We start from the raw sequence: 14,946 nt of genomic DNA on the forward strand, positions 1-14,946 counted from the left end.
ATCAATTTTAACAGATTACACAAAATGGATTATACAATTGTTTTTTAAAGAGCTGTTCTGTTTAATTAAGATCTTAACAGAACAGCTTTAATTATTTTCTATAGCTGCTAAATAACTTAAAGTATTTGTGATATTGATCTTCAAAAATACTATTTTTTAAGTAAACAAAATTGAATTCTCTTTTGATATTAAAATCGATAATCTTCAAATCTGAGATGAGATTATTAGCTAATTCTTTTTTTGCTGCTGCCTGATAGATAAAAGAAATTCCTCTATTCTTTGCAACCAGTTCTTTGATGGCATTAAGATTACCAATTTCTAATTTGTTAGCAAAACTTTTTTGGCTTAAATTATTGGTATAAAGAATCTGCTCTAATATTTCACGGGTTCCTGATCCGTTTTCTCGTAAAATCAGACGTGAATCCAACAAATCTTCCAGTCTAATTTTCTGCTGGCTGTATTTTGAGAGAGGGGAACAGATTCCAATAAACTTCTCATTACTGAAAAGCTGATAATCAAATTTAGACTTATCAAAAAAACCTTCTAAAAGAGCAAAATTTATTTCACCTGCTTTTAATTTATTGAGCAGAGTTTCTGTATTTTCAACCAGCATATCAAAGTTAAGCTCTGGATTTTTTTTCATAACCTGATTTAAAACATTCGGCATTACAAACTCACCGATTGTGAGAGTAGCTCCAAATTTAATGGTTTGAGTATTTGATTTTTTTTTGATAGTTTTTTCTATTTCCTTACTGTCTGCGGTCATTCTTTCGGTATATTTATATAATTTCTTTCCAGCTTCAGTGATCTCTAAACTTTTGCCGCTGTAATTAAATAACTTAACACCATAATGTTTTTCTAGATGTTGAATGTGTTGAGTTACAGTGGGTTGAGTAATATGAAGCTTAGATGCAGTCTTAGTATAATTTTTAATTCTGCAGAGCTGCAGAAAAGTCTGATGTCTGAAATCTATCATTTTATCACCTATAATTTTAATTTATTGATTTATAAAATATTATAATTTCATTTTATCGTTAATTTATTATAAAATCAAGAATGAAATCAATAAGGAGGAGATAAAATGACAGAGTCTAAAAATTATATAGCTGGAATTATCCTTACAATTTTATTAGCTTTAACTGCTAAAGCAGTAAGTACGTATATACCAATGCATTTGATTAGTGCCAGTGTTTTTGCGCTGTTACTGGGGATGTTATTAAATCCGATTATTAAAGAACTAACTTTTTTCAACAGCGGAATTAAATTTGTTTCTAAAAAAATTCTAAAAACAGCAATTGTACTGATGGGGCTTACATTAAGTTTTTCTCAGGTTTTATCAGTTGGAGGTTATTCTTTAATTGTGATGACTTTTACCTTACTGACTGCCTTTGGGGGAGGTTATATATTTGGGCGTCTGTTTAAGATGAACTGGAAACTTTCCAGTTTGATTTCTGCAGGTACTGGTGTCTGTGGAGGTTCAGCAATAGCTGCAGTGGCACCAACAATTGAAGCTCATAATAGTGATATTGCATATGCGATTTCTGCGACTTTTATTTTTGATATATTAATGGTTATTCTTTTTCCGATAGCTGGTAGATATTTTGGGATGAGTGATCTAGGTTTCGGACTCTGGGCAGGTACAGCAGTTAACGATACATCCTCTGTAGTTGCTGCAGCTTATACATTTTCTGATGCAGCAGGTGCCTTTGCAGTAATTGTAAAACTGACAAGAACTTTATCAATTGTTCCGATAGTAATGATTTTTTCTTATATAAATGCTAGAGAAAATAAGAGGCTGGGTAAAAAATCTAACAAATCAGCTAAAGTGATTAAGATTAAAAACATTTTTCCCTATTTTATTCTGCTTTTTTTAATGATGGTTGCGGTTAAAAGCACAGGTATTGTTTCATCTGATTTAAGCAGTAATATTGCTGCTGTTTCAAAATTTATGATGGTAATGGCTCTAGGTGCAATTGGCTTAAAAACAAATTTTAAGGAAATTTCTGATTCTGGTATCAAACCATTATTACACGGTCTTATAATTTCAACACTGGTAGTAATAGTTTCCTTTACGGTCCAGCTTTTTATCGGTCAGTTTTAAGCATTTAATTTTAGCAGTTTATATGTTAAGCTTAAGCTAAAGGAAGTGATTATTAATATGGAAAACATAAAATTTAAAGCACTCGAAGTCAGCGAAGTTGAAGGCGAATTTAAAAGAAAAATTATAGAAAAAGAAATTAGTGATTTACCCGAAGGTGATCTGATAATCAACGTTAAATACTCTTCTTTAAATTACAAGGATGCTCTTTCTTCAAATGGTAATAAAGGGGTTACCAGAGAATATCCCCATACTCCAGGTGTTGATGCGGCAGGCATAGTTGTGGAAGATCAGAGTGGGACTTATAGCAAAGGTGATGAGGTCATAGTTACTGGTTATGATTTAGGAATGAATACTGATGGTGGATTAGAAGAATATATTCGAATACCGGCAGAATGGGCTGTGAAATTACCGGAGAATTTATCTTTAAGAGAAAGTATGATTTATGGTACAGCTGGTTTTACAGCTGCTCTTTCAGTTTATAAACTCAGAGAGGCAGATATTGATCAAGGTAATATTTTAGTTACTGGTGCTTCGGGAGGGGTTGGCAGCTTTGCCTCTGCTATTTTAGCAAAGTTAGATTATAATGTTACAGCTGCTACTGGTAAAACTGAAGCAAAGGCTTATTTTAATAATTTGGGAGTTCATAATATTATTGACAGGAAAGAAGTTGATGATGATTCTGGAAAAATGCTCTTAAAAGAAAAATGGGATGGAGTAATTGATACTGTAGGTGGAAATATGCTGTCTACTGCTATTAAATCAACCAGCTATGATGGAGCTGTAACCTGCTGTGGAAATATAGCCTCTGCAAAATTGAATCTAAATGTTTATCCCTTTATCTTGAGAGGTGTCAGCCTGATCGGTATAGATTCAGTTCAGTGTAAGAGAAATTTAAGGGAAGAAGTCTGGCAAAAAATTGCTTCTGACTGGAAGCTTGATCAAATTGATGAATTTTCAAAAGAAATTGGTTTAGACGGCTTAGATGAACAGATTGAAACAATGCTGGCAGGAAATTCTAAAGGAAGAATTCTTGTTAAATTATAAATTAAGATAAACTTAATAATCAATTTTAAAAGAGTGGCTGCATCAACAGCTGCTCTTTTTTATTGAAATAATTATATAATCATTTTAAAAAATTCATATTCTCTTCATATTTATATTCTATAATAAACTTAGATTAGAATTGAGAAGACAGCAATTGTTTAATATCTAACAATTACGATATTGTTATTGACAGGAACAATCCTGAGTGTTATACTATGTTTAAGATACCTAATAGGGGTATATTTGGGGATGAATTTGAGTTTCAAAGGAGGCCAATTTAATGAAAAAATATTTAATTATTACTTTAATTATTTTAACAATTATTGCTGCAGGAGCTAATTTAACTTTTGCTCAACCCGGTCCAGGAATGATGGGACCCGGGATGATGGGTCCTGGAATGATGGAATCAGTTGACAGTGAATATGAATTTTTAGTTAAAATGATACCTCACCATGAGGAAGCAGTTGCTAATGCAGAAATTTTAAGAGAAAATACTAATAGAGATAGAATGAGGAAATTTGCTGAAGATATTATAGAAGTCCAGACTCAGGAAATTGAAGAGATGGAAAAATATCTGGCTGAATGGTATCCAGATAGAAGCAATAATTATCAGTATCAACCAATGATGGGGAATTACGAAGGTTTAGCTGGAGAAGAACTTGATCGCGCTTTTTTAGAAGATATGATTTTTCATCACATGGGAGCAGTAATGATGTCACAGCAGTTAATTGTTCAGGGACTGGATGAACATCGCGAAGTATATTTACTTGCTCAAAGTATTAGAGATAGTCAGCGCGAAGAAATCTTTATGATGAGAGACTGGTTAAATAACTGGTATTAGTAAATATTGATATTACTAAATAAAATTTTTTAAAAGAGGGGGAATTATTATGATGGGTTTTGGCCCTGGAATGATGGGTGGAGGATTTTCGTTTATTTTCTGGATAGTAATTATTGGAGTTGTTTACTACTTTTTTAAAGAATATAATAGAAATAACCACCACAGAAAGGACAATCGTAGACACGGTGATCACAGATCGGGTGGCCCGGGTTATAAAGATCGAAGCCGATTTGATAATGGGAAAATAATTGAACATCAACAGAATGGAAAAAGTGCTGAGGAAATAGCAAGACAGCGCTATGCAAAAGGTGAAATTTCAAAAGAAGAATTAAGAGAAATTCTGGATAATTTAAACAACTAACTCTAAGATAAATGATATTAAAAAATTTAAAGGGGGAAAATCATGAGTGAATATGGAATCCAAAGAACAGTTAAACTTTCTTATCAGGAAACCATTGATAAGGCAAAAGAAGAACTAAAAAAGGAAGGTTTTGGGGTTCTAACTGAGCTTGACATGAAAAAAATATTTAAAGAAAAGCTGGATAAAGAGATGAATAATTATATAATACTTGAAGCCTGTAATCCTGCTTTTGCCTTTGAAGGAATAGCAGAAGAGCCTGGGCTCGGTCTTTTACTTCCCTGTAATGTGATAGTTTATGAAACTGAGAATCAGGAAGTTAAAGTAGCAGCGGTTGACCCCGAAAAAGCACTTGGAATGTCAGCAAACAAAAGAGTAAATGAAATTGCACAGGAAATTAAAGCACGGTTAGAACGAGTTATAGAGAATGTTTAAATATTATAAATTCAATAATTATGCTTCAAAAATTTGACAAAGTGAAAATTAAGTGATAATCTATATAATCAAATAATAGTAAAATTGAAATTCAATTAAAATTTAATAATTCATCAAGAGTGGTGGAGGGACTGGCCCTTTGAAACCCGGCAACCTACCTATAAGGTAAGGTGCTAAATCCTGCATTTCAAAGAAATGATAGATGAGAGGAATTTAAAAGCCCTCTCACGAGGGTTTATTTTTTTACCACTTTTGCAGTTATTAATGTAGAAGTGGTTTTTTGTTTTCAAGTAGATTATAATTGATTTTTGTTGGCACTAATATTTGCGCAAACTAATTCTATAAGGGGAGGTGATAAGTTTAAGCGGTGGATCAGACTGAAGATTATTGATTGAGAATTAAAAAATAAATTTAAAATATTTTAAAAAAGTAGAGGAGAATTTAATTATGAAAAAAACAATAAAATCAATTTTTATTAGCAGTGGAGTAGTTTTAGCAGTGACTTTATACTTGTTTTTAGCAGCAAATACAGCAGTGGCGGCAGATCCAGTTTTAAAAGTTGGGGCAACTGCTGGCCCGTTTGCTCAGATTCTGGAGGCTGTAAAACCCGTTTTAGCAGAAGATGGTGTCGAACTGGAAATTATTGAATTTAGTGATTATGTAACTCCCAATTTAGCACTTGAAGATGGTAGTTTAGATGCAAATACATTTCAGCATATTCCTTATTTTGAACGCTTTACATCAGATCGTGATTTAGATTTAGTTTCAGTCGCCAAAACTATTATTATCCCAATTGCAATTTATTCTGATAAATACGAATCATTGAGTGAGTTACCGGCTGGTTCTACAATAGCAATTCCCAATGATCCAACAAATGGCGGCAGAGCCTTACTATTATTTGAAAAAGCAGGACTAATCGAATTAGATGAGTCAGCAGGAATATCAGCTACTATTATGGATATTACTTCTAATCCTAAAAATCTGGAATTCCATGAGGTTGAGGCTGCACAAACAGCGAGAGTCATCCCAGATGTAGCAGCAGCGGCAGTTAACTCCAATTATGCACTGGAATTAGGCATGAACCCCAGAGAAGATTCGATCTATATTGAAGATGAAGATTCACCTTATGTCTGCATAGTGGCAGTAAGACCTGAGGATAAAAATGATCCCTTAATTGAAAAATTCATAGCTGCCTATCAGTCTGAAACAGTAAGGAATTTCATTAACGAAAAATTTAATGGTTCTGTGATACCTGCCTTTTAGGCTTGAAATTATAAACAACAAATTAAGTGAACAACTCAAATCAAAATGAACTATAATTAAGGAGCTGCAATTATGCCAGAATTAAATTCAAAGATAAATAGCTTTAGTGATTCAGTTATTAGAAGAATGACCCGAATAGCCAATAAATATAATGCAATAAACTTGTCCCAGGGCTTTCCTGATTTTGACCCGCCAGCTGAATTAAAAGAGTCATTAAAAGAAGTCGCAGCAGGAAGTATTCATCAGTATGCGGTTACCTGGGGCGCAGCAAATTTTAGAGAAGCCCTGGCCAGAAAGCAGTCTAAATTTATGGGCTTAGAGATTGATCCCGAACAAGAAGTAGTTGTAACCTGTGGCAGTACAGAAGCGATGATGGTAGCAATGATGACAGTCTGCAGCCCTGGAGATAAAGTAGTTGTTTTTTCTCCTTTTTATGAAAATTATGCTGCAGATGCTATCCTTTCAGGCGCTGAACCTATTTATGTCAATTTACAGCCACCTGAGTTTAATTTTGATCCAGCAGAATTAGAGCAGGCTTTAAAAGAGGGAGTTAAAGCTCTAATTCTCTGTAATCCTTCTAATCCAAGTGGAAAGGTCTTCAGCCGCTCCGAGTTAGAAACAATTGCTAAATTGGTAGAAAAATATGATGCTTTTGTGATCACTGATGAGGTGTATGAACATATTGTCTATTCACCCCATCAGCACACATATTTTGCTTCACTGCCGGGAATGTTTAAAAGAACAATTTCCTGCAGCTCACTATCTAAGACTTATTCCATAACCGGCTGGAGACTTGGTTATTTAATAGCTCCAGCAGAAATAATTAATGGTGCCAGACAGATTCATGACTTTTTAACCGTTGGCGCTGCAGCCCCACTCCAAGAAGCAGCTGTCACGGCACTTAATTTTGAGGATCAGTATTATCAGAAATTGGAAAAGAGATATGAAGAAAAAAGAGATCTTTTCCTGGCAGGTTTGGATGAGATAGGTCTTAAATATACTAAGCCTCAGGGAGCATATTATATCATGGTAGATATCAGTGAATTCAATTTTGAAGATGATCTTGAATTCTGTGAGTGGATGATCAAAGAAATCGGAGTTGCAGCAGTACCGGGCTCCAGTTTTTTTAAAAAAGATATTAATCATTTAATACGTTTTCATTTTGCCAAAAAAGAAGAAACTTTAAAAGAAGCTTTAAAGCGGCTGGAAAAACTGCCGGAAAAGGCAAAAATGAGAAAAATTTAATTTAAAATTAAAAAGAAAAGGAAGTGTTTGAGAGATATGCATTTAGTAATGGGTTCTCCAAATAGATACATGCAGGAAAAAAATATTTTAGCAGAAGCAGGTCAACATATTGCGCCTCTGGGTAAAAAAGCTTTACTTGTAGGAGATGAGACCACATTAGAGGTGGTTAGAGAAAAGATGAATAAGAGTTTAAAGGAAAGTGAGATTGAATTTAGAGAAGAAATTTTTGGAGGTGAGGTGACAAAAAAGGAAGCTCACAGAATAGCTGCTTTACTTGAAAAGGATAATTTTGATTTAATTATAGGTATCGGTGGTGGGAAAGCAATTGATACGGCAAAAGCAGCGGCAGCTTATTCTGATCGCAAACTAATAACTATTCCAACCATTGCCTCAAACTGTGCTGCCTGGACTCCGCTGTCTGTTTTTTATGACCAGCAGGGAACTTTTGAGGAATATATTATTTTTCAATATAGTCCTGTTTTAGTACTGGTAGATACTGAAATTATTGCTGATTCCCCCTTAAATTATTTTAAAGCCGGAATTGCAGATACAGTGGTTAAGTTTTATGAAGCGCGAGCTTCTGCTGCCAATAAAGAGAAAAATGCTCCTACCAGAGCCGCTTTAAAAGTTGCTGAAGAATGTAAGGATGTTTTGTTTGAATTTGGAGTTCAGGCAGCAGCTGATCTGGAAAACAAAAAAGCTACTAAAGCAGTCGAAAAAACTGTTGATAGTATAATTGCTCTGGGAGGAATGGTAGGTGGAATTGGTGGTGATAACTGCCGGATTGCTGGAGCTCATGCTGTGCACAATGGTTTAACAGTTCTTCCAGAAACACATGATCTTTTACACGGAGAAAAAGTAGCCTTCGGGAATCTGGTTCAGCTGGAACTGGAAAAAAATGAGGCTGAGTTTGATGAACTATTGTCTTTGCTGAATAAATTGGACCAACCAGTAACCCTGGCTCAACTTGGTTTAGATAGGGTAACAGATAGTGACTTAGCCAGAGTGGCTGCTAAAAGCTGTAGCTCGGAAGAATCTATTCATAATCTACCTTTTAAAATAACAGAAGCGGCTGTTTTAGAAGCTATTAAAAATGTTGATTCTAAGGCTAAAGAATATCTCAGTCAATTAGGATAAAACTTTTTGTTAAAAATGATAACCTTCCTGCTCTAAATTGATGGTTTAATTAATATTCTTTATTGAATTGCTTGTTTTATTACAGCTAAAATGTTAAAATTTGATAGATGAGAAAAAGAAATAAATAATTAAATTTTTAGATACAGGAAGGTGCAAAAATGAAGGATAAGTTTATTAGTGATTTAAAAAAGACAGGTAAAAAAGGAATAGAAGAACTGTTAATATATTTAGAAGAAATTGATTTTTATAAAAAGCCGGCCAGCATCAGGCACCATTTAAATGTTACCGGTGGTCTGTTAGAACACACAGAAAATGTTAAAAGAGAGTATTTAAAACTTAATCAGGAAATTAATGCAGGTATTCCCCGGCATAATATTATTCTACAGGCCTCACTCCATGATCTGGAAAAATGTTTTGCCTATACCTCAGAGATGCAGCATACCATAACTCCAGGTCAGAACAACTTTTTGAGAAGCCTGGTCAGAGATAATATGGATCTTTACAATACTTATGGACTGGATAAATATGTAGAAGATAAGGAATTTATTATTTCTAAAGAGTATGCCAGCGACTTAATCAAGTGGTTTAAAGATGGCAGAAATATAGCTCCTCCGGATGTGAATAGTGATTGGAACTATAATGAAAATAATTTGCCTTTAAATCATTCGATGCGTTCAATTCTGGAGGCAACCAGGTTTATTGAACTGGAAGAGAGAGATATACTTGCGATTACCTATCATATGGGACCTTATGGCCCTTTTGATGAACGTAAACGCTCTAAAGCAGAAGAACTATACCCTGATGTAAGACTGCTGCATCTGGCTGATTCTATAGCCACTAAAAAAGAAGATATTGAAGAGTCTTTAAATAATGATTAGTTTTTAGTAGACGAACTAAGGAGCTAAAACAGATGAAGAATAATTTTGCATATTATGATTCCCCGATTGGTTTAGTTGAGATTCAGGCTGATAAGGAAAAAATAGTTAGCTTAGATTTTAAAGAAGAGAAGCGCTACCAGGAGGTTGCTAATCCAGTTCTATTGACCGCAAAAAAACAACTGGATGAATACTTTAAAGGAGAGCGAAAAATATTTGAGCTGCCACTGGAAATTGAAGGCACAGAGTTTCAGGAAAGTGTCTGGCAGCAATTATTAGAAATTCCTTATGGTAATACCTTTTCTTATAAAGAAGTTGCAGAAGCAATTGGCAATAATAAAGCCTATAGAGCAGTTGGAAATGCGAATAATAAAAATAGAATCCCAATAATTATTCCCTGCCACAGGGTGACAGCAAGTAATGGAAAACTTGGCGGCTATGGTGGAGGAATCTGGCGTAAAAAATGGCTGCTGCAGCATGAAAAAGATAATTTATAAATTTTAAGTAGAGTTTAATCGGTTTAATAATTTACTAAAAATCTCAGCCGGGGCAGTTAAACTTATGTATTAATTGTGAAGCTGAGATTTTAATTTGAGAATTGAATTCAGAAAATTATTTTAATTATTGTTGTGAAAGTAAAAAGAATCCAGCAATTTATTAATATTGGTAAAATTTGAAGGATAAGACTAATGTTTGTTGAATATATAAATTAAGTTATTTATGTTAGGAGAGATTAATAATGGCCAGAAGAGAAGTGTTAATGATTGGTAATCCTAAATTACGGGAAGAATCAGCTAATATAACTAATTTTGATAACCTGTTAAAAGAAGTTGTGCAAGATTTGAAGGATACATTATCTTATCTTCAAAAAGAAAAAAATATTGGCAGAGCTCTAGCTGCTCCCCAAATAAGTTATCTAAAAAAAGCAATTTACTATAATTCAAATGGGGAAGAGATAGTTATGGTTAATCCAAAAATTATCTGGAAGAGTGAAGAAATGTTTGATGTCTGGGATAGCTGCTTTAGTTTTGAGGTTGCCTTTTTTGTTAAAATTAAGAGGTATAAGAAAATAAAAGTAAGATATCAAAATGAAGATGGAAAAGAAGTAGTTCAGCAATTTGATGATGATTTGTCAGAACTATTTCAACACGAAATCGATCATCTTTATGGTAAACTAGCAACTGATTATTTAATTGATAGTGAAAATATTATAATGAGAAGCGAATGGGAAAAAAGATATAAATAAATATGAAAATCTGCCTGATATTATAAATCAGTTAATATTGGAAAAAAGTTTAGATTTACTTAATGAAAAATATTCGATAAGGTTAATTGCATTATGATTTAAGTTTCTTCAAAAAGCTATGAACATTTATTGAAAAACGAGTTATGCGACATAGCACAAAATGTTCATGATGAGGAGGAAATAATGAACTCATTCATCAAAAATATTAATGATATACAGCCAAGTCAACTTTATATAAACAGAGAAAAATTATTTGCAGTTGAAAAATACTTAAATTCAATATCTTTAAATGATCTTGAACCTTTACCCATTAAAAAAATTGGTAAAAGAATCTTTTTTACTGATGGTCACACTAGGGCTTTTGTGTTATCTAAAAGAAGAAAAAAGAAAATTAAAGTTTATTGGGATGAAGATGATCTTGACTGGATAGAATATTTTATTTGTTTAAACTGGTGTGATAAAGAAGATATTAAACAAATTCAAGATCTTAATAATAGAATCATATCTGATTCAAACTATCAAAAATTATGGTTAGAGAAATGTAAACAAATGAATAAAAATCTTAAGACCAATTTAGATCAATTTATTATGATAAAACACATATCAGATATTCAAGAAAAGATAAGTATTTCTAAGTTAATATTAAAAGATATGTTTAAATGCTCTGATAAATCAGGAAAAATAAAAAAATATATTAATGAAATTAAAGATAAATATTTTATTGCTTCTTATATTGGAAACATACCTTTTGGATTTCTATCAATAAAAGAGAAAAATTATTTCACTAGTGAAATTTATATTATGGGTATTTTAAAAGAATTTAAGGGAAGAAATCTAGATGAAAAACTCATTAAAAAAGCAACTGAAATTTTAAATAAAAAAATTAATTTATTAAAATAAAAATCTGTGCTACGATCGCATAACATGGAATTGGCGTCATGCCTTCTGTCATAAAGCTTGCAATCTAACCAATCACGGGTATGAAAAAGCAAGCTTTACGCCAGTTCCTATGGAATCAGGCACGAGCGCAAATCCCAGTAACGTTATGCGAAAGGCTAAGAAGGTGATTTAAATCAAAACAATGGTTATTATAATTATTATGGATTGATAGGTAATTATGAAAGTTTGGAAGAATTCTTTAATATATCACTCAAAATATTATATAAATGGTTAAATAGAAGAAGCCAGCGAAAAAGTATGAACTGGGATAAATTTGAAGAAGTTATAGGATGGTATAATATCTGTAGACCGAGAATAGTTGAGAGGATAAATAGACAGTTAAGGTTTAACTTTGCCAGATAACGGATGTGAATATTACTGAAGAGCTCAGTGCGGTAATTCTGCATGCTAAGATCTGTGCGGGGGTGAGCAGGTAACTGCTAATCCTACCGTGACTACGAAATGGAAGCTAAATTGGTGGAAAAATGTATTGAAAAAGAATAATTGATACTACATTGGATTAAGGAGTGTTTACATATGGAAAACGAAGAAACATTAATTCACGATTTTGATTCAAACTTGATTTGTGATTATTTTGGAAGATTGGAACGGCAGGGACCTGGTAGCACTGAATCTACCATTAGGGCATTAAGTTTTATTGACAATTTTTCAAATGAACTAAAAATTGCGGATTTTGGTTGTGGAACAGGCGGTCAAACAATGACTCTTGCACAAAATACAAAAGGAACCATTACTGGGCTTGATATTTTTCCCGATTTTATTGGAAAATTTAATACAAACGCTGAAAAGATCGATTTGCAGAATAAGGTAAAAGGCATTGTCGGTTCAATGGATAATTTACCGTTTCAAAATGAAGAATTTGATGTTATATGGTCTGAAGGTGCTATTGCCAATATAGGTTTTAAAAAAGGCTTGAATTATTGGAAAGGCTTTCTAAAAAAAGACGGCTATATTGCTGTAACATATGAGTCATGGTTTACCGATGAACGACCTACTGAAATTGAAAATTTTTGGGTTGATGCTGTTCCTGAAATAGGTACAATAGGGCATAATATTTCAATAATGCAAAAAGCCGGTTATAGTCTTGTTGCCGCATTTACATTGCCTGAAAAATGTTGGACGGATAATTATTTTATTCCACAAAAATCAATACAAGAAACATTTTTGGAAAAAAATGCTGGAAATAAAGCCGCAGAGGCTTTTGTTGAATATATGAAGTATGAAGCGAAGTTATATTCAAAATACAAAAAGTATTATGGATATGTTTTTTATATTGGTAAAAAAATATAAAAAATGAAGTACGCCGCCACTTCGGATAACAATATATTGCCGACTCTATTCCTGGCGTCATTTCGTCCAAATCCATCAAACCAAGACTAAGGGTTGCTGGACTTCGGAAATACGGTTACGTTGGGTGACATTTGCCGATTAGTAGATTGCGAAACAAAAAACCTTCTGATTAATGAACTCAAAAGGTTTATCATTCTATTGAATTTGTATTATTTTTAAGACATAACGTTAGTTCTTTTTTCGATAACTGGCCAGAAGCTACCTTAATCATCATTTTATAGGCATCTTTCTCAGAAGCTGTAATTTCTAGACCATTTTTTTGTAAAAAAGTATCCATAGCTACAAAAGCTATTCTTTTATTTCCATCAATAAATGGATGGTTATTACAGAGATGATAGCCATAAGCTGCTGCCATTTTTAACAATGAATCGTGTAAATATTCCCCCTGGTAAGTTGCTTTAGGCTGTTCAAGAGCTGAATCTAATAAATTTTTATCTCTAATACCAAAACTACCACCATAAATTTTAACAAGTTGTTCATGGAAAAAAAGAATTATGTCTTTAGGTATAAATTTAATATCATTCATTTAGCTAATTCCTTAAGAGTATTTTTGTATTTTTGGTTAGTCTTATCAAAAGCTTTAGCCCAATCTTCAAATTCTGGATTAAAAGGGGTTACTGTAAAACCATCTTCATTTTCAATGATATGAAGTTCTTCCCCTTCTTTAAGATTATATTTTTCTTTAAGCTCTTTAGGAATAGTAAAGCCATAGCTGTTACCAACTTTTCTTAATTTTATAGTTTTCATAGTTTATCACCTCAAATATATTATAACATTTGTATTACTGAAAAGAAAGCAGGTAAAAGAAAAAAAATAAGTAATTATATAAAGAGAAGGTCAAAAGAAGCAAACAATCAGATAACATGGGATTGGTGTCATGCCTTCTGTCATAAAACTTGAAATATTAAGCAGCAAGAAATATTAAGGCAAGCTTTACGCCAGTTCCTACTTAACCAGGTGCGAGCGCAAATCCCAGGAACGTTATATGACATTTATCAAATTAAATATATATATATAATATTGATAGGTAGTCTTATATGTTTAGGAGGAATCTTATTAATGAACTTTGAGAATAATCAGTTTGAATTTATTTCATCAGATTCTAAATGGTATAGCCAAGTAGTGAAACTTAGATATGAAAGTTTTTTTAAACCTTTAGAATTACCTATGGATATTATGTTTGATCAAAATGAAGAGAATAGTATTCATTTAGTTTGTGTTAATGGAAAGAGGTTGCTTGGTTATGGGAGACTAACAATAAGTCAAGAAATTAGTCAAATATCTCAGATGGTTGTTAATTCTTCTGTAAGAGGTAATGGGATAGGAACTGAAATTATGAAAAAAATTATTGATAAAGCAATACAAAAGAACAGCGAAAAGATTTATTTAAATGCTAGATTAAATGCTATTGATTTTTATAGAAAATTTGATTTTAAAACAGTAGGCGAAGTCTTTCCTTCTTTTAAAACAAAAATACCCCATCAAAGAATGGAAAAGTCATGTAAATAATAATGGACTTTATAAATATTCGCGTAATCCTATGTACCTAGCTTTCTTTTTATATTTTTTAGGTTGTAGTTTTTTAATAAATTCACTTTTTTATTTTATAATATTACTTATATTTCAAATTTTAGTTCATTATCTTATATTATCAGAAGAAAGATGGTGTATTAAAGAGTTTGGAGAGGAATACAAAAAGTACAAGAAAAAAGTTAGACGGTATATTTAAGTTGGAGACCGTGCTACTTTTTATAACATAGCATCTCCGTGACGGCTAAAGAATAGCACAGCAAGAGCTTCTTTTACATTAACATTAACTAAATTTGGGGGATAATATGCAGAAAATAACTAAAAACTTTGTAAAAAAATCTTTTGAAAAAGCTACAGAAAACTATAGTAATGCGATTGAAAATATTGGGTTGTGGGAATCCGAGAAATATGTAATCAATAAATATTTTGATAAAAATAAATCAATGTTAGATGTCGGTTGTGGAGCAGTGTTTTTTGCAAGTTAAAATTCCCGGTTTTTGCAAAGTTTTTTTCACAGCCACCCAATAGGGAAAAATTAAAGTGAATTTTGGGCTCCTTTCA

19 protein-coding genes and 1 riboswitch are annotated in these 14,946 nt (G+C 32.5%); of the genes, 16 read left to right on the top strand and 3 right to left on the bottom strand.

What is annotated here, in order from left to right:
• Window positions 1–91: 91 nt before the first annotated feature.
• On the bottom strand, window positions 92–976 hold the full coding sequence (locus C7958_RS12250; protein ID WP_111572966.1) for a LysR family transcriptional regulator: 885 nt from the start codon (window positions 974–976) through the stop codon (window positions 92–94).
• 105 nt (window positions 977–1,081) lie between these two features.
• Between C7958_RS12250 and C7958_RS12255 the strand changes: the two genes are divergently transcribed.
• The 13 genes from C7958_RS12255 to C7958_RS12315 all read left to right on the top strand — a co-directional run bounded on the left by C7958_RS12255 (window position 1,082) and on the right by C7958_RS12315 (window position 12,795).
• On the top strand, window positions 1,082–2,101 hold the full coding sequence (locus C7958_RS12255) for a YeiH family protein (RefSeq protein ID WP_111572967.1): 1,020 nt from the start codon (window positions 1,082–1,084) through the stop codon (window positions 2,099–2,101).
• 57 nt (window positions 2,102–2,158) lie between these two features.
• Window positions 2,159–3,145 (top strand): YhdH/YhfP family quinone oxidoreductase, encoded by a 987-nt coding sequence (locus tag C7958_RS12260; protein WP_111572968.1) that lies wholly within the window; start codon window positions 2,159–2,161, stop codon window positions 3,143–3,145.
• Between the two features lie 280 nt (window positions 3,146–3,425).
• The gene (locus C7958_RS12265; protein WP_111572969.1) at window positions 3,426–3,986 is read left to right on the top strand and encodes a DUF305 domain-containing protein; all 561 of its coding nucleotides are present in this window, start codon (window positions 3,426–3,428) and stop codon (window positions 3,984–3,986) included.
• 49 nt (window positions 3,987–4,035) lie between these two features.
• A complete protein-coding gene (locus C7958_RS12270; protein WP_111572970.1) occupies window positions 4,036–4,347 on the top strand; it encodes an SHOCT domain-containing protein in 312 nt (103 codons plus the stop codon).
• Between the two features lie 42 nt (window positions 4,348–4,389).
• Window positions 4,390–4,779, top strand: a complete 390-nt coding sequence (locus C7958_RS12275) for a DUF302 domain-containing protein (RefSeq protein WP_111572971.1) — start codon at window positions 4,390–4,392, stop codon at window positions 4,777–4,779.
• A gap of 107 nt (window positions 4,780–4,886) precedes the next feature.
• A riboswitch (SAM riboswitch) is annotated at window positions 4,887–4,988 on the top strand.
• A 238-nt stretch (window positions 4,989–5,226) separates the two neighbouring features.
• Window positions 5,227–6,042 (top strand): MetQ/NlpA family ABC transporter substrate-binding protein, encoded by an 816-nt coding sequence (locus C7958_RS12280; protein ID WP_111572972.1) that lies wholly within the window; start codon window positions 5,227–5,229, stop codon window positions 6,040–6,042.
• Between the two features lie 72 nt (window positions 6,043–6,114).
• A complete protein-coding gene (locus C7958_RS12285) occupies window positions 6,115–7,287 on the top strand; it encodes a pyridoxal phosphate-dependent aminotransferase (RefSeq protein ID WP_111572973.1) in 1,173 nt (390 codons plus the stop codon).
• 36 nt (window positions 7,288–7,323) lie between these two features.
• On the top strand, window positions 7,324–8,424 hold the full coding sequence (locus C7958_RS12290) for an iron-containing alcohol dehydrogenase family protein (protein WP_111572974.1): 1,101 nt from the start codon (window positions 7,324–7,326) through the stop codon (window positions 8,422–8,424).
• A gap of 158 nt (window positions 8,425–8,582) precedes the next feature.
• The gene (locus C7958_RS12295; RefSeq protein WP_111572975.1) at window positions 8,583–9,302 is read left to right on the top strand and encodes an HD family phosphohydrolase; all 720 of its coding nucleotides are present in this window, start codon (window positions 8,583–8,585) and stop codon (window positions 9,300–9,302) included.
• 32 nt (window positions 9,303–9,334) lie between these two features.
• Window positions 9,335–9,796 (top strand): methylated-DNA--[protein]-cysteine S-methyltransferase, encoded by a 462-nt coding sequence (locus tag C7958_RS12300; protein ID WP_111572976.1) that lies wholly within the window; start codon window positions 9,335–9,337, stop codon window positions 9,794–9,796.
• Between the two features lie 242 nt (window positions 9,797–10,038).
• Entirely contained in the window at window positions 10,039–10,545 is a 507-nt protein-coding gene (locus C7958_RS12305) for a peptide deformylase (RefSeq protein WP_111572977.1), read from the top strand.
• Between the two features lie 183 nt (window positions 10,546–10,728).
• The gene (locus C7958_RS15685) at window positions 10,729–11,445 is read left to right on the top strand and encodes a hypothetical protein (RefSeq protein WP_181453826.1); all 717 of its coding nucleotides are present in this window, start codon (window positions 10,729–10,731) and stop codon (window positions 11,443–11,445) included.
• 576 nt (window positions 11,446–12,021) lie between these two features.
• Window positions 12,022–12,795: a class I SAM-dependent methyltransferase gene (locus tag C7958_RS12315; protein ID WP_111572978.1), complete on the top strand. Its 774-nt coding sequence runs from the start codon at window positions 12,022–12,024 to the stop codon at window positions 12,793–12,795.
• 190 nt (window positions 12,796–12,985) lie between these two features.
• Here the strand turns inward: C7958_RS12315 and C7958_RS12320 are convergent, their stop codons facing one another.
• Window positions 12,986–13,381 carry a type II toxin-antitoxin system death-on-curing family toxin gene (locus C7958_RS12320; RefSeq protein WP_111572979.1) on the bottom strand — a complete coding sequence of 132 codons (396 nt, stop codon included), beginning with the start codon at window positions 13,379–13,381 and terminating at the stop codon, window positions 12,986–12,988.
• Complete coding sequence (locus tag C7958_RS12325; protein WP_111572980.1) at window positions 13,378–13,602, bottom strand: AbrB/MazE/SpoVT family DNA-binding domain-containing protein; 225 nt, start codon at window positions 13,600–13,602, stop codon at window positions 13,378–13,380. Before C7958_RS12325 ends, C7958_RS12320 begins: the two co-directional genes overlap by 4 nt.
• 312 nt (window positions 13,603–13,914) lie before the next feature.
• Here C7958_RS12325 and C7958_RS12330 point away from each other — a divergent pair, with 312 nt between their 5' ends.
• The 3 genes from C7958_RS12330 (at window position 13,915) to C7958_RS12340 (ending at window position 14,870) form a co-directional block, all read left to right on the top strand.
• Window positions 13,915–14,364: a GNAT family N-acetyltransferase gene (locus C7958_RS12330; protein ID WP_111572981.1), complete on the top strand. Its 450-nt coding sequence runs from the start codon at window positions 13,915–13,917 to the stop codon at window positions 14,362–14,364.
• Window positions 14,365–14,395: 31 nt separating this feature from the next.
• A complete protein-coding gene (locus C7958_RS16140; protein WP_347877296.1) occupies window positions 14,396–14,584 on the top strand; it encodes a hypothetical protein in 189 nt (62 codons plus the stop codon).
• A gap of 106 nt (window positions 14,585–14,690) precedes the next feature.
• Window positions 14,691–14,870, top strand: a complete 180-nt coding sequence (locus C7958_RS12340) for a hypothetical protein (RefSeq protein WP_243834342.1) — start codon at window positions 14,691–14,693, stop codon at window positions 14,868–14,870.
• Window positions 14,871–14,946: the final 76 nt, after the last annotated feature.

The sequence above is a fragment of the Halanaerobium saccharolyticum genome (genome assembly GCF_003259895.1).
GTDB classification, from domain to species: Bacteria; Bacillota; Halanaerobiia; order Halanaerobiales; family Halanaerobiaceae; genus Halanaerobium; species Halanaerobium saccharolyticum_A.

Coding starts and splice junctions, on each gene's coding strand:
- C7958_RS12250 (WP_111572966.1), bottom strand. CDS start 976: ATGATAGATTTCAGACATCAGACTTTTCTGCAGCTCTGCAGAATTAAA.
- C7958_RS12255 (WP_111572967.1), top strand. CDS start 1,082: ATGACAGAGTCTAAAAATTATATAGCTGGAATTATCCTTACAATTTTA.
- C7958_RS12260 (WP_111572968.1), top strand. CDS start 2,159: ATGGAAAACATAAAATTTAAAGCACTCGAAGTCAGCGAAGTTGAAGGC.
- C7958_RS12265 (WP_111572969.1), top strand. CDS start 3,426: ATGAAAAAATATTTAATTATTACTTTAATTATTTTAACAATTATTGCT.
- C7958_RS12270 (WP_111572970.1), top strand. CDS start 4,036: ATGATGGGTTTTGGCCCTGGAATGATGGGTGGAGGATTTTCGTTTATT.
- C7958_RS12275 (WP_111572971.1), top strand. CDS start 4,390: ATGAGTGAATATGGAATCCAAAGAACAGTTAAACTTTCTTATCAGGAA.
- C7958_RS12280 (WP_111572972.1), top strand. CDS start 5,227: ATGAAAAAAACAATAAAATCAATTTTTATTAGCAGTGGAGTAGTTTTA.
- C7958_RS12285 (WP_111572973.1), top strand. CDS start 6,115: ATGCCAGAATTAAATTCAAAGATAAATAGCTTTAGTGATTCAGTTATT.
- C7958_RS12290 (WP_111572974.1), top strand. CDS start 7,324: ATGCATTTAGTAATGGGTTCTCCAAATAGATACATGCAGGAAAAAAAT.
- C7958_RS12295 (WP_111572975.1), top strand. CDS start 8,583: ATGAAGGATAAGTTTATTAGTGATTTAAAAAAGACAGGTAAAAAAGGA.
- C7958_RS12300 (WP_111572976.1), top strand. CDS start 9,335: ATGAAGAATAATTTTGCATATTATGATTCCCCGATTGGTTTAGTTGAG.
- C7958_RS12305 (WP_111572977.1), top strand. CDS start 10,039: ATGGCCAGAAGAGAAGTGTTAATGATTGGTAATCCTAAATTACGGGAA.
- C7958_RS15685 (WP_181453826.1), top strand. CDS start 10,729: ATGAACTCATTCATCAAAAATATTAATGATATACAGCCAAGTCAACTT.
- C7958_RS12315 (WP_111572978.1), top strand. CDS start 12,022: ATGGAAAACGAAGAAACATTAATTCACGATTTTGATTCAAACTTGATT.
- C7958_RS12320 (WP_111572979.1), bottom strand. CDS start 13,381: ATGAATGATATTAAATTTATACCTAAAGACATAATTCTTTTTTTCCAT.
- C7958_RS12325 (WP_111572980.1), bottom strand. CDS start 13,602: ATGAAAACTATAAAATTAAGAAAAGTTGGTAACAGCTATGGCTTTACT.
- C7958_RS12330 (WP_111572981.1), top strand. CDS start 13,915: ATGAACTTTGAGAATAATCAGTTTGAATTTATTTCATCAGATTCTAAA.
- C7958_RS16140 (WP_347877296.1), top strand. CDS start 14,396: ATGTACCTAGCTTTCTTTTTATATTTTTTAGGTTGTAGTTTTTTAATA.
- C7958_RS12340 (WP_243834342.1), top strand. CDS start 14,691: ATGCAGAAAATAACTAAAAACTTTGTAAAAAAATCTTTTGAAAAAGCT.